Origin of the sequence: Methanoregula sp., from assembly GCF_049518935.1 — an archaeon.
GTDB lineage: Archaea > Halobacteriota > Methanomicrobia > Methanomicrobiales > Methanospirillaceae > Methanoregula.
In genome coordinates this window covers 82775-96168 of record NZ_JBEKRH010000003.1, presented here as the reverse complement: position 1 = coordinate 96168, position 13394 = coordinate 82775, and the positions used below count along the sequence as shown (strand labels likewise).

10 protein-coding genes are annotated in these 13394 nt (G+C 39.8%); 8 read left to right on the top strand and 2 right to left on the bottom strand.

The features are described from left to right. Positions 1-30: 30 nt before the first annotated feature. Positions 31-2307 (bottom strand): PGF-pre-PGF domain-containing protein, encoded by a 2277-nt coding sequence (locus ABSE13_RS03670; protein ID WP_424027138.1) that lies wholly within the window; start codon positions 2305-2307, stop codon positions 31-33. 261 nt (positions 2308-2568) lie between these two features. Between ABSE13_RS03670 and ABSE13_RS03665 the strand changes: the two genes are divergently transcribed. The 7 genes from ABSE13_RS03665 (at position 2569) to ABSE13_RS03635 (ending at position 11459) form a co-directional block, all read left to right on the top strand. Then, positions 2569-3453, top strand: coding sequence for an IS5 family transposase (locus ABSE13_RS03665; protein ID WP_424027137.1), 885 nt, complete (start codon positions 2569-2571; stop codon positions 3451-3453). 42 nt (positions 3454-3495) lie between these two features. Beyond that, on the top strand, positions 3496-3708 hold the full coding sequence (locus ABSE13_RS03660) for a hypothetical protein (RefSeq protein ID WP_424027136.1): 213 nt from the start codon (positions 3496-3498) through the stop codon (positions 3706-3708). Positions 3709-4260: 552 nt separating this feature from the next. Next, positions 4261-6204, top strand: coding sequence for an HAD hydrolase family protein (locus ABSE13_RS03655; RefSeq protein WP_424027135.1), 1944 nt, complete (start codon positions 4261-4263; stop codon positions 6202-6204). Between the two features lie 2 nt (positions 6205-6206). Further along, positions 6207-7352: a phosphoribosyltransferase-like protein gene (locus tag ABSE13_RS03650; protein WP_424027134.1), complete on the top strand. Its 1146-nt coding sequence runs from the start codon at positions 6207-6209 to the stop codon at positions 7350-7352. After that, the gene (locus ABSE13_RS03645; RefSeq protein WP_424027133.1) at positions 7330-9258 is read left to right on the top strand and encodes an ORC-CDC6 family AAA ATPase; all 1929 of its coding nucleotides are present in this window, start codon (positions 7330-7332) and stop codon (positions 9256-9258) included. The genes ABSE13_RS03650 and ABSE13_RS03645 overlap by 23 nt, the downstream gene beginning before the upstream one ends. Continuing rightward, complete coding sequence (locus ABSE13_RS03640) at positions 9255-10394, top strand: hypothetical protein (protein WP_424027132.1); 1140 nt, start codon at positions 9255-9257, stop codon at positions 10392-10394. Before ABSE13_RS03645 ends, ABSE13_RS03640 begins: the two co-directional genes overlap by 4 nt. Further along, positions 10395-11459 carry a PfkB family carbohydrate kinase gene (locus tag ABSE13_RS03635; protein WP_424027131.1) on the top strand — a complete coding sequence of 355 codons (1065 nt, stop codon included), beginning with the start codon at positions 10395-10397 and terminating at the stop codon, positions 11457-11459. A 412-nt stretch (positions 11460-11871) separates the two neighbouring features. On the opposite strand, the gene ABSE13_RS03630 is transcribed toward ABSE13_RS03635, so the two are convergent. Next, on the bottom strand, positions 11872-12015 hold the full coding sequence (locus ABSE13_RS03630) for a hypothetical protein (protein ID WP_424027130.1): 144 nt from the start codon (positions 12013-12015) through the stop codon (positions 11872-11874). A 170-nt stretch (positions 12016-12185) separates the two neighbouring features. On the opposite strand from ABSE13_RS03630, the gene mreA reads away from it, so the two are divergent. Next, on the top strand, positions 12186-12560 hold the full coding sequence (gene mreA / locus ABSE13_RS03625; protein WP_424027129.1) for an MreA family transcriptional regulator: 375 nt from the start codon (positions 12186-12188) through the stop codon (positions 12558-12560). Positions 12561-13394: the final 834 nt, after the last annotated feature.

Genomic DNA, 13394 nt, shown 5'->3' with positions numbered 1-13394 from the left:
CAAATACCTCTCCCCGGTATTAAAAAAAGATTAATTCCCGTTTTTCCGGAACAGGAAGATCGCACCGCAAACGACAAGTGCTCCCACTACCGGAATAGTGTCAAGCCCGGCCCGGGGTGTCGTCGTAGTAACCGGTATCGGGGTCGGCGTTTGTGTAAGTGACAAGGGAGCAAATGTCGGGGGTTCAGTTGCCGGTGATCCCGCAAGGTCACCGATGGTCAGCACGGTTGGTGAAGGTGTCGGATCCGGTGAACCTGCAGACCGGGTGGCATTTCCGGTGATCGCAAACCGGGAGAACCCGGGGGTCGTAGCAGTGAAATAATCTTCGCCATTTTCGCTTTTAACAAAACTTGTCACAAGTGCCTGCCACCCATTCCCGGTATTATGGTACAGTACGATATCCTGCGGGGTGAACTTGTTCTCATCCAGCCATGACTGCGGTACGGTAAAGGAGACCTGTGCCCCGGTGATCGTGCCGTACGCTGCCGGCGTGATATCCATGTACTCATAGACCGTTCCGGGCGGCAGGGGAACTCCGGTGCCGGGTCCATCAGCCTGCGTGGAGGTTACGACCAGGTCACCGAGCCCGGTCCCGGTGACTGATGCCGAGGAAATGGGCGTTGTGCCGCCGACATTTACCGAGACGGTGCTTAGCTGACCCTGTATAACAGGTGGCGGGCTGTTGTCTCCTCCGGAGATCGCTCCCGTGGCAGTTGTCGGGATTGCGGTTGGAACGATAACCGGGACTGCATTCACGGTAATATACCCGGCCCGGGTGAGTGTATAGGGCGTTCCCCCGAGGGTCACGGTCAGGCTCACGGTGAAGGTCCCGGCACCGGCATAGGTATGAACCGGGTTTGTGGTAACAGTATTATTGGACCACTGGCCGTCGCCAAACGACCAGTTCCACATCGTGGGCGATCCGGTCGAGGCATCGGTAAATGTGACAGGGAGCGGAGCCGTCCCGCTGGTCGGGCTGCCCGTGAAGGCCGGACCGGTTACCGTGACCGGCACGGAAACGGTCTGCCCGTCAACAGTTGCGGAGATCGTGCTGGTCCCTCCACCTGATGGTGTGAACAGGGTCGTGTTCGCTGCGGATACCATGGACCCGGAGGTAGGCGCAACGGCGCCGCTCGTGGATGAGAATATAACCGGTATGCCGTCCGGGACTACACTCCCCGGCGCCGGGATATGATGAGTCCCTCCCGAATCATACGTCAGGTTGGCGTCGATTGCTGAGTTCTGGGCCGTGGTGATGGATACGGGGGTGGCGCTGGTGCCCAGCATGAGCCACGGGGTGTAGTCCGATGAGGGGCCATGATAATATGCCGACGGCTCGGCATTCGTGCCCCACCAGTTGTTTTTTATGTCAAATGTTCCAATACCAAAATTATTCACCGCGATCCCGGCATTACAATTTACTATACGGCAGAAATGCATACTGGCTGAAAAAGGCAACGGCTCAATATCAATCGCGCCGCCCTGATTTGCCGAGCAGCCGGTGAATGTGGAGGATGTGATGGTCAGGGATGTGCCAGAATTATTGATCGCGCCGCCATAAGTTGCCGTGCATCCGGAGAACGTGGAGGATGTGATGGTCAGGGATGTGCCAGAAGTTTCGATCGCGCCTCCCATATCAGTTGCCGTACATCCGGAGAAGGTTGTGGATGAGATGGATGTGATCGTGCCGCGATTCTCGATCGCCCCTCCGCTGGGATTGCTGGCGATCGAACCTGTTGCCGTACATAATGAGAAAGTGGAGGATGAGATGGATATGATCAAGCCGGTGTTATAATTTTCGATCGCGCCGCCATGAGTTGCCGTGCATCCGGAGAACGTGGAGGACGTGATACCGGTGATGGTGCCGGAATTTTCGATCGCGCCTCCATAGTTTGTTGCCGTGCATCCGGAGAACATGGAGGACGTGATGGTCAGGGTGCCGGAATTGTGGATTGCCGCACCATTCACGGCATTCCCATTCTGCAGGGTCAGGTTGTCGATGGTGAGGGTGACCCCGCCATTCACGGTCATGATCCCTGCTGCGTTCCCACCATCAATTATCGTATCAGTTGCGCTGTGGCCGTACGAGGTGTTGGCCCGGATGATAATGTTCCTGTCCACCGTGATCCCGTTCTGGTAGTACGTCCCGGGGTTCAGGATCAGGGTGTCACCGGGACTGGCAAGCGAAATGTTTGCCTGGATAGAATCAGTCGGGTTGAGTGTCCAGTCCGTTGCCGCAACCGGCGCCGCCAGCGCAATAAGCAACAATCCTACAAGAACCAGACCGTATCGTTTCAGACCTATCATTGCCAACCCCGTTCACTCCTCAACAACAACCCGGGGTGACGCATAATTCCTGCGGATGCGGTGTGCTAATCCAAAAAGCCTGCACACCCCGATTGAAAAGATATTGGGAAAGTAACGTGATAAATATTGGTAAAAATATTTGACAATTCGTCAGATCTGTCGAAACCCTGAACTAAACTAGTGTTGTACCGGCGACCGAAAGAGCTAAGGTACAGTGCCTCCTTACATTGTTATGCTGACAACCATAATGGAGACGGGATAATGCCAGCAAACCGGTATGTCAGGTTTGTTGAATTGTCGTCAGGACTGATCAGAGATTCCCGAATCCCCCTATTCTCGTCGAAATTCTCACGCCAAACCTATACTCAGCACCAGTTACTCATTCTGCTCCTTTTAAAAGAGTACCTATCCGAAGATTACCGGGACACGGTCGAGCTTACCGAGATCATGGACTCTCTCCGGGAGAAAATCCATCTCGACGAAGTGCCTCATTTCACGACGATCCATAAGTTCTGTCAACGGATTCGGTCCTCGACCTTCTCCCGGCTACTCAACCGGCTCATTAAACAATTCTACGATTGGGGGGAAAGAATCTCTTGTACCGCGATCGATTCGTCGGGGTTTACCAGCTCCTATGCCAGTTCGTATTATTCCTGGAGAACCGGGAAAACCCGAAAACGATTCCTGAAAACCTCGATCTCAGTCGATACTGACCGGCAGATCATCACCGGGTTCAAGATCTCCCAGCAACCTGTTCATGATATCCCTCACGCTGAAAAACTCCTCGTTCAATGTCATAGAACGAGAAAGTCTGATACCTACGTCCTCGATAAAGGATACGATTCGGAAGATATTCACCGATTGATCAGAGATGACTTGAACGCGTATTCGCTTATCCCGGTCAGGACCAGAAAACGAAAACGGATATTCGGGGCCTATCGACGAGAACTCGTCGTGTCTTTCGATCTGTCCGCCTATCATCAACGTAATAAGGTTGAAACTGTATTCTCCGTCCTTAAAAGAAAGTTCGGGGAAGCCCTGAAAGCACGTAAATTCCAAGCACAGGTTAAAGAACTCAAAATCAAGTTGATCCTCTACAACATCTCGAAAATTATTCGCTCCATCGTTGTCCGGATCGGTTACTGAGGAATTCTACAGAGCCCATTAATAGGACATTCATGGCGGAAAATGGTTGAAATAAATCAAGATGCGGGGTTAAAGGCAGCTATTGTGGGTTTTTGCTTGGTTTTTGCAGGGGGACTCATTGTAATTATTTGTCAATCATATCAAGTGCTTCAGGAGTTCAATTCGATTGGTTATGGTATTATCGTAATTGGATTGGGTGCAATCGCTGTTGGACTGGTCGCTCTGGGTATCCATTATAGTGGACAAATAGATTGACCGTTGAATACCAGATTTATTCGTGCACCGCTTCATTATATTCGTCCTATTGAACAAGATGTGAATAATAAGATAAAATGCATTTTTCCGACGAAAGCTTTATGAAAAGTTGTTCAGATGTAGGTACTGAGCGAGCTAACAAATGCCGCTCAGGAAAAGAAACTATGTTTGTCGCAATTGAGGCAATCGAATTCCTAATAGAAATATCTGGTATTGTTTTTGGGTTCAAAGTAATTTTCAAATAAGGATATTATTCTCCATATCAAAATTATAGGATTTCAAAATTTAACGATTAGCCGCTAGACATAGCATAGCGGCTAATCGACTTTAGGTGCAAGTAGGGGGTTTAGGTGCAAAGCCCATGCCAACACATCCTTTAAATATAACAAATCATTTCATTTTCAGTCTTCGCTTTCCGTCACTTTATAAGGACTGATTCCTAATGGAGATTAGTGCATTTTGGACTGAATGTAAATGCGAAGATAAAAAAGAACAAAGGAAGATTATAGTTATCAATCTATTCGAAGATAAGCGAATATTTCAGGGATTAATATGGGAAAAAAATATTCCAATGAGTTAGTAAAAATTGATCAAACACTCAACTGGGCTTTAAATGAGCCTATTGATTTTTTGGAAAGTTTTTTTGATAGATCCTATAATTCTCCTCTAATTACTATTGGTTCTGGAGGTTCATATTCAGCCGCATGTATGGCAGCATTACTACACCAGAATTATGGAAATATGGGAATTTGGGTATCCCCATTGGAATTTACTCATGCAAAAAAGACCGTAGACTCTTCAAATGTGTTGGTAATTAGCTCTGAGGGGCATAATACTGATATTTTATCTATTTTTGAGTATGCCGCAAAGATGGAACCCCTTCAATTAACAGCACTTTGCATGAAGAAGAAAAGTCCTCTTGCAGATTTATGTAAAAAATATCAATTTTCTGAATATTGTGGTTTTGATATCCCTTCACAAAAAGATGGTTTCTTAGCAACGAATTCTTTGTTAGCAACGATGATTTTGTTAATCCGATGCTATCAGAATATTTTCCAGAACATTCCAAAATTTACAAATAATATCCATTTATCCGAAGAAAAACTAAAAAAAATCCATGCGGACTCTCAAAAGATATTAAATCGAGATACCTTGGTTGTTCTATACAGTGGCTGGGGTTACCCAGCTGCCATCGATTTAGAATCCAAATCTACAGAAGGAGCGATAGTAAATGTTCAACTTGCTGATTACCGAAATTTCGCTCACGGAAGACATAATTGGTTAGCAAAGAATGGTGGCAATTCTGGTATTATTGCATTAATTACACCAGATGATCTCGAACTCGCCGAAAAGACATTATCTTTGATCCCTGATGAAATTCCTATCTTACGGATAACCACTCAAGAAAATGGGCCTACTGGAACGATTGAGATTTTAATTAAAATTTTTCATCTCGTTCAAATACTGGGCCAGTCTAAAAAAATTGACCCTGGAATGCCAAAAATACCAATTTTTGGTCGAAAAATTTACCACTTAAAATCAAAAGGCTACATGTGGGAGAAACAATTTCCAAAAGCTGTTGATCCGTTGATGGCTATTGCAATAATTAGAAAAAATGGGTGCGCTTCTTTTGGGGAAATTGTCGATTTGAATTATTGGAAAAATGCGTATAAACAATACAGGGAAAGAATTGAATCAACATCCTACGGATCATTGGTTTTTGATTACGATGGAACATTATGCGATGCCAAAGAAAGATACTGTGGCCCTTCGAATGAAATTTCATCAATGTTAAATTATTTGTTAGAGAGAAATGTAACTATTGGTATTGCAACTGGAAGAGGTAAATCTGTACGAACAGATTTACAAAAAATTATTCAAAAGAAATATTGGGATAAAGTAGTTATTGGATATTACAACGGATCGGATATTGCCCTTTTAAATAACAATAATCATCCGGATTTAGATCGAAAAGGCTCGAACGAAATCGAAGAACTTACTGATTTGATTAAAAAGCAGGATAAATTATTAACAATTTCAAACATTAAATTCCGTCCTCATCAAATTTCTATCGAGCCAAAAAAGAAAATATATTGGGCCCGAATATCGCAAATAATAAATCAATATATCAGTTCATACCGGAAGTTCAATTTACGTCTCTTCGAATCAAGTCATTCTTTTGATATTGTCGACAACTCTGTTTCCAAAATTAACTTAGTAGATGAATGCAAGAAGATAGCTGGTAAAAAAAGTCATTCGGAAAACGTGCTTTGTATTGGTGATAAAGGTAAATGGCCAGGAAATGATTTTGAATTGTTATCCACACCATATTCTCTTAGTGTTCATACCGTTTCTTTAGATCCTACAATCTGTTGGAATCTAAGTCCACCCGGATGTAGGGGTATTCAATCAACGTTGTATTATACAAAATTAATTAAAATAAATGAAAGTGGGGAATTTGAATTATTTTTTAATAAACAACCGGGAGTTGTATAGTAATGCAGACAAATTTGGCCGAACAGTTATTCTCTAAAATAATGACTTGGTCTGCTGAAGATTTAACTCGTGAAATGCCTAAAATCGAGGCATTGGCCTTATTTAAGTATGATCAGTATGAGCAATATTTTTCTGGAATGAAATACATCGAAAGTCTCGCGCGATGGCTAGATCAGTTTAAAACGCAAGATGAAAAAATTAAAGCATTTGAATTTATTAAAAAACATCTTATTTTTATATCTTCTACGGAATTAAGCCATTTTGTAGCAATTTCTTTTCCTGATGTGATTCGACCGTTTATTATTAAAAAAGCTGCAGTTCAAAATGGCATTCCGGAATATAATGTAAATACCATCATAAAGTCTCAAGAATACCAGACTCTACTAAGGCAAAGTTTATTTCTTGGTCTTAGTGATGGAGCACATACAGATATTTTCCGTCGATTTAACCCAGAAATTAGTAATGAACAAATCTATCAGTCATACGAAATCACAGAAAAAAAAGCAAAAGATATGCTCAAAAAGTTAAACCGCGGATTATCAGATCTTCACGACGGAAAAAAATATTCTGATGACCAAAACAGATTTCGTCTTCTCTTTTTATTAGATGATTTTTCTGCAAGTGGAATAAGCTATTTGAGATACGAAGATGGAGACAAAGATTACGACGGTAAAATTTTTAGATTTTATAAAAATATTACCGATCCGAAAAATCCCATGTATCAGTTGATTGATCACTCCAACTGCCACATTTGTGTAATATTGTATATCGCGACGAATCAAGCGATTGACCATATTCAAGAAATGATAACGAAAATCTTTGACCCAGCGAAGATAAAATGTGATATTTTCTGTGTTTATCGATTGAATAATTCTAATATCTCAAGTTTTGCTGCCGATCCGGAATTAATTAAAATTCTTGAACATTATTTTGATGAAGATATCATCGATGAGCATTATGAGAAAGGGAAATGTACTCGTCCTTATTTAGGCTTTGATGAATGTGCATTACCATTGATTCTGAGCCATAATACTCCAAATAATTCAATACCACTATTATGGTTTGAAGAAAATCGAAAGTATTGGGGCTTATTTCCGCGTGTCAGTAGGCATGGAGGTGTAAAAAATGGAAATAAAAAATCCCTATAGATTGCGCACCTCGGAAAAAATCATCGATGATGATTTCTTTTTACGCCTTTTTGGTATAGATGCTTTAAATTCATTACCTAAGGATGATTTATGGAGATCAATTCAACCATTCCGGAGTTCTCCTGGTGCGGGGAAAACAACATTATTCCGACTTTTCACTCCGAAGACACTATCTACACTCTATCAAATGAGAGCGGATGAGGATATCAAACCATTATTTGACGCATTGAAAGAAATTGATGCGATATCCGATAAAGGCCCAAAGGTCTTGGGAATTTATCTGTCTTGTGCAAAGAATTATGCAAATCTTGAAGATATTAATCTGCAAAGACCTCAAAAAAACCGACTTTTTTTCGCTTTAATCAATGCAAGAATAATTATCGCATCATTGAGAAATGCATTGTATCTGAAAGGACTCGATTATCCGAATGATTTAGAAAAATTGCAGATAACCAAATGTTATGATCGTGACATTTCTCCGATATTGCCCATTCCTTGTGACGCTGGGAAGTTGAACGATTGGGCATCAAAAATTGAAGTTGAAGTAAGCGCAGCAATTGATAGTTTTTCTTCTGAACCAATAGATTCACTATCTGGTCATGATACTCTTTATTGTTTGAATATTTTAAATCCTAAAGGACTGTTGGTTGATGGGCAACCCATTGCAAATCATATATTATTGATGTTAGACGATCTTCATTCGCTTTCTCCAATTCAAAGAAAGAATTTGTATGGTTCCTTATCGGAATTTCGTTTACCATTAGGTGTATGGGTGGGCGAACGTTTATCCGCTTTGAAACCCAGTGAATTTTTCAATCCTGGTGACATCATTGGAAGAGATTACAACCGGCCAATAAACCTAGAAATTTTTTGGAGAGAGTTTAAAAAATTTGAAAAAGCGATGGATAATATTGCAAACCTTCGATTGAAATCAGCGAAGGATGTTCAAAGTGCAACATTAGCTTCTTTATTAGAAAATTCTCTTGATGGCATGAATTGGTACGAACCATATTCTACTGCGTGTAATGTTATTTCAGAACGAGTGAAAAAAAAGGCAGCTTCAAGTAAACTCTATGATGAATGGATTAGCACTAACGAAAAACTTCAAGGAACCCCACGAGAAAATGCAATTAAATGGAAAAAACTTGAAATTTTGATTGAACGTGATAAAATAAGAGGACAACAGAGGTTATTTGAAGACCTACCAATTCCGGAAGAGACCCTTGAAAAACAAGAATCTGGGGCCGTAAAATCGGCAGCAGAATTTTTTATTTCAAAGGAATTCAATATACCTTACGTTTACGGTTTCTCAAATTTATCGACGCTGGCATCAAATAATATTGAACAGTTCCTCGAATTAACGGGAGATTTATTTGATGAGATTATCTATTCAAAAAGACTCAAAAAAACTGGATACTTAGAAGCAAAGAGACAAGAGGCAATTCTAAAAAAGAGTGCAAGTAAGCGTTGGAATGAGATTCCGCGTCGAGTTTCAAATAATCAAGATGTAATAAATTTTTTAAAAGCATTTCATCAAATGGCGACTGATGAAACTTTTAAACCGAATGCCCCATACGCACCAGGTATCACCGGAATCGGAATATCCGACGAAGATTTTCAAAAAATTGTCTTATCTGACACCGAAAAAAACAATGAAAAATTTCAACCATTAGCTAAAGTGATTTATGTCTGTATTTCACTGAATTTGCTCGAAGATTTTACAGAAATCAATCAAGGGAAAATAAATCATACGTGGAAGGTATTGTATTTAAATCGATTACTCTGCTTACATTTTGATTTACCTCTTCAGAAGGGTGGCTGGAAACCAAAAAAAATCGATGAATTAGTTGAATGGATTGAACGTGGGATACCAAGACCCGCGAAGAAACGAAGTGGGAGGAGATGAAATCAATGTTCAACCCTTCTAATCTTCACTGGTCAAATTATTTTTTGAAGAAGGGGGAGGATTTTCAACCCTTTTGGAAATTGTATTTGGAAGAAAAAGAGAGAAAATTATTGTACGTAATCGGAATTGGATTTGATTTAAGAATGTGTTTAGGTTTAGATGCACTTGTAAACTCAACTCCTTCCATAAATTGTGATTGCATTTCCATTGAGTATCACGAGGGTGCATCTTCTCCGTCAAAAAAACACGCTGATAAACTTGAACATAACAGGGGAAAATTAAATGTTCTATTAAAAAAATGTCGAAAACATACCCCTAAAAAAATATCAATGTGGTCTGATGATGGAAGACCTATTGGGGATATAAAATCTAAAGATATTATATCCAACATTGGTGAATTGTTAGATTATACTGATATTATTGTCGACATTAGTGCTTTACCGAAAAATGTCTATTTCCCATTAATTGGAAAAATTCTCTATTTAATAGATGATTATCGAAAAGATGACTCCACAAAAAAAGTTCCAAATTTCCATATTATTGTCGCCGAGAGCGCAATTATAGATCGAAAAATAATTGAAGTGGATCTGATCACGGATGCTTTTTTCTTACGTGGATTTACATCAGGTTTAGAGAACGAATCAGCACAAAATATTCCAACTATCTGGATACCGATTCTTGGTGAACAAAGAAAAGAGCATTTAAAAGGGATACTTAAAAAAGTCACCCCCGATGAAATCTGGCCTGTTTTGCCATCCCCATCAATAGATCCCCGACGGGGCGATAATCTCCTATTAGAATACCGTGATTTTTTATTTGATCAAGAAAACGTTGAGCCTAGAAACATAATCTATGCTTCTGAAAAAAATCCGTTTGATTTGTATCGCCAAATACACCGTATTATCCATTATAATAACGAAGCGTTAAGGCCATTAGGTGGTTGTAAAGTAGCGATCTCCCCCTTGTCAAGTAAATTATTATCAATCGGTGCACTTCTAGCAGTTTATGAATTGAAAAAAAGTGAGAATAATGTGGCAATAGCACTTATTGTACCACAAGGGTACAATATTGAAGAGATCTCTGAAGAGGAGTCAAATCAGATTGAAATTTTTTCTCTGTTATTGATTGGTGTTTAAATGCAGAAAATTAAAAAAGTGAATAAATCCGCCTCGCCAGTGTGTATCGGATCGGGATATTTTGCACTCGATGTTGTGTTTAATGATATCCTCGGGGATTCACCAAATTATTGGGCTGGGGGGTCATGTGGAAATGTCCTTACAATTCTTGCCTATTGGGGTTGGGAAGCATTTCCGATTTCTCGCTTAGGAAAAGATCTTGCTTCCAAATATATTTTGAAGGATATCAAGTCTTGGGGTGTCAAAACAAAATATATTTTTAATGAAGAGGATGTTGATACTCCAATTGTTATTGAAAGAATAAAAAAGCAAAAAACGGGAAAATTAAATCATAAATTTGAATGGACATGTCCATTTTGCGGATCGAGATTACCACATTATCGGCCACTTCAACAAAAAGATGCTTCAATAATTGTGAATACTCTACCAAGAGCGAATGTATTTTATTTTGACCGGATCTCAAAAAGCACATTTGATATAGCAACCCACTTAAAACGCCAAGGAAGTATAATATTTTTTGAACCCTCTAGTGTTAAGAAAAGTGAATTGTTTGAAAGATGCATAGCCATCTCTGATATTGTCAAATATTCAGATGAAAGAATTGACAATTTTCCGGATGATCGAAATTACCAAATCCCACTAGAAATCCAAACCTTGGGGGAAAAAGGAATCCGATATCGACAAAGTTCTGTTAAATCTGGTGTGAAAAAATGGTCTGTCATAGATGCATATGAGATTGACAATTTTATTGATTCTACAGGTTCTGGTGATTGGTGTACTGCCGGAATTATTCACCAATTAGGAAGATCTAATTTATCCGGATTGAAAAAATTTTCAAAAACTCAAATAAACATGGCATTAAATTATGGTCAAGCTTATGCTGCTTTAAATTGCAACTTCGAAGGTGCAAGAGGACTCATGTATTCGAATCTATCGCAAACAGATATTGAAAAAATTATTGAAAAGATAATGAAAAAACAACAAATCACAAAAGAATTTGAGAATTACGAAAACAATTGTACCAAATTATTTGAAAAAGAAATTTGTAAGAATTGCATTCACTAGGCTCGTAAAATCCTCGTGAATGAAAAATTCTCCTCGTGAATATTCTCTTCAATCATTTTTTTGTATTATTCGAAATTCACCAACATATATTTTCCAATAAGATCCGTATCTTTCTGTTATTATCCTGGATAAAAAAATACGTAATAATTTAACACATTTTCTCCCTCTAATTATTCTGGGGTGTCTTCGAAATTTTACAACTGATTTTCATTAATTACCGATGATTTCCAAAATTCTCGTCGGCAACTCTACCTCGGATTTTTTTAATTGGAACTAACGAGAAAATAATTCGGTTATACCCCGTTTTCTTTTGTTTACATAAAAGGAAAAATTGCAGCAGATTGTTCAACTCAAAGTAGTTTGAATTTTTTAATTCTGATTAAAAGTTGTCCTAGCGAATTATCTGCCAGGACTAGCGATACATCTTACTTCCAAGAAATCCGAGGTATAAACCGCCGGCTATTACGGTTAATGAGGTAAAGCCCGCAAGAAGAACTGCGAACCATATTATTCCTCCGCCAATTATTTCTAACTCATTTTTTATCTGCTCATCCATGTGAGAAGAACCACCATTTAGAATATTCCATTAATGTTATTTGTTCCACTATATATTATGATAATTGGTATAGTTAGATCAATTCAAAAATCGTCACAAAATAAAACCGGAATGCATTTAACGCTATAAAAATACAAAATTAGATTAATCCGAGATAATCTGGTGTGGCCATGAAACAGGAAAGCGTCCAATATTTTACTGAACAGGAAGAAGAATTCGCCAATTTGTTGATCGAAATTGGAACGAAGAAAAACGTTGCAACGGTGCTGGTGTTCCTTGCGAGCACACCGGAAGCAACCTCCCGGGCAATCGAGCGCGGGACTGATATGCGGCAGCCCGAAGTCAGCATTGCCATGAAGTACCTGATTGATCAGGGTTGGATCAGAAGTCGCGAGAACTCCACCAAGAACAAAGGTCGACCGATGAAGGTCTACGAGCTGGCAAAACCCATAACTGCAATAATGGATAATATCGAAAGGGAAAAGAAAAAAGAAGCCAATAATCAACTCGCTCTCATCAGGAAATTACAGAATTATCTTCCCTGATACCGTCTAAACCCCCCAGCGTGGGTACCATTAAACCCGACCTTTTTTTATTTGCCACTTGCCACTTATACGATCATCACCCATGAGATCCGCCACCAGACGCGTAATAACGAGTACTGCCATCAATGTTGGACAGGAGATCGCCAAGTAGCAGCCTTCCAGGATACAACACTCTTTTTCACGGCCATGATGATAGCATGCCTATGTTTTAGTAAAAGGGGATGGTCTTCAAAAGATTTCGCCAATAACATTCGGAGTTCATTTTCCTGTTCCAACACTATTGAGCACTAGGGTGAAATTAAATTGAACCTTTTACGACGTCAATCTTTATGTGAATAAATTTTCCAGAAATGTATTGAAAATTTGACCCACGTTTATTTATCAAACCTATGGAATGTCATTGGGAGATGGATAGTTTCCAACTAATTTTATAAAATGCCGAATCGGAGCCAAATACAGGCTCCGATGGCACTAGTAGGTTGACCAAATTCATAAATTAGCACCGAATTGAGGAAATTCTGACCCAATGCAACGAGCAATTGGTTTTTGCTCAAAACGCGAAACAGGCGAACAACTTTAACCCTTTCAAAAAAATCAAATTGATTCGACCAAGCATTGTGCTAGGATTTCCTCATCTCCTTCTAAAACTCAGCGATTTAAGGATTTTCTAAAATTAAAGTTTGTCTAAAGTGGTGTAATTTTGAAAACGGAGCCCAATTCGTTGAGAGAAAATCGGACGTATATATAATCCCCAAATCACGTTTTAAAGACCAATTTGAGACTTAACCTCGAAAAAACCTTTAAAATCGTTCCAAAACAAAATTTAGATAAATT

Coding starts and splice junctions, on each gene's coding strand:
- ABSE13_RS03670 (WP_424027138.1), bottom strand. CDS start 2,307: ATGATAGGTCTGAAACGATACGGTCTGGTTCTTGTAGGATTGTTGCTT.
- ABSE13_RS03665 (WP_424027137.1), top strand. CDS start 2,569: ATGCCAGCAAACCGGTATGTCAGGTTTGTTGAATTGTCGTCAGGACTG.
- ABSE13_RS03660 (WP_424027136.1), top strand. CDS start 3,496: ATGGTTGAAATAAATCAAGATGCGGGGTTAAAGGCAGCTATTGTGGGT.
- ABSE13_RS03655 (WP_424027135.1), top strand. CDS start 4,261: ATGGGAAAAAAATATTCCAATGAGTTAGTAAAAATTGATCAAACACTC.
- ABSE13_RS03650 (WP_424027134.1), top strand. CDS start 6,207: ATGCAGACAAATTTGGCCGAACAGTTATTCTCTAAAATAATGACTTGG.
- ABSE13_RS03645 (WP_424027133.1), top strand. CDS start 7,330: ATGGAAATAAAAAATCCCTATAGATTGCGCACCTCGGAAAAAATCATC.
- ABSE13_RS03640 (WP_424027132.1), top strand. CDS start 9,255: ATGAAATCAATGTTCAACCCTTCTAATCTTCACTGGTCAAATTATTTT.
- ABSE13_RS03635 (WP_424027131.1), top strand. CDS start 10,395: ATGCAGAAAATTAAAAAAGTGAATAAATCCGCCTCGCCAGTGTGTATC.
- ABSE13_RS03630 (WP_424027130.1), bottom strand. CDS start 12,015: ATGGATGAGCAGATAAAAAATGAGTTAGAAATAATTGGCGGAGGAATA.
- mreA (WP_424027129.1), top strand. CDS start 12,186: ATGAAACAGGAAAGCGTCCAATATTTTACTGAACAGGAAGAAGAATTC.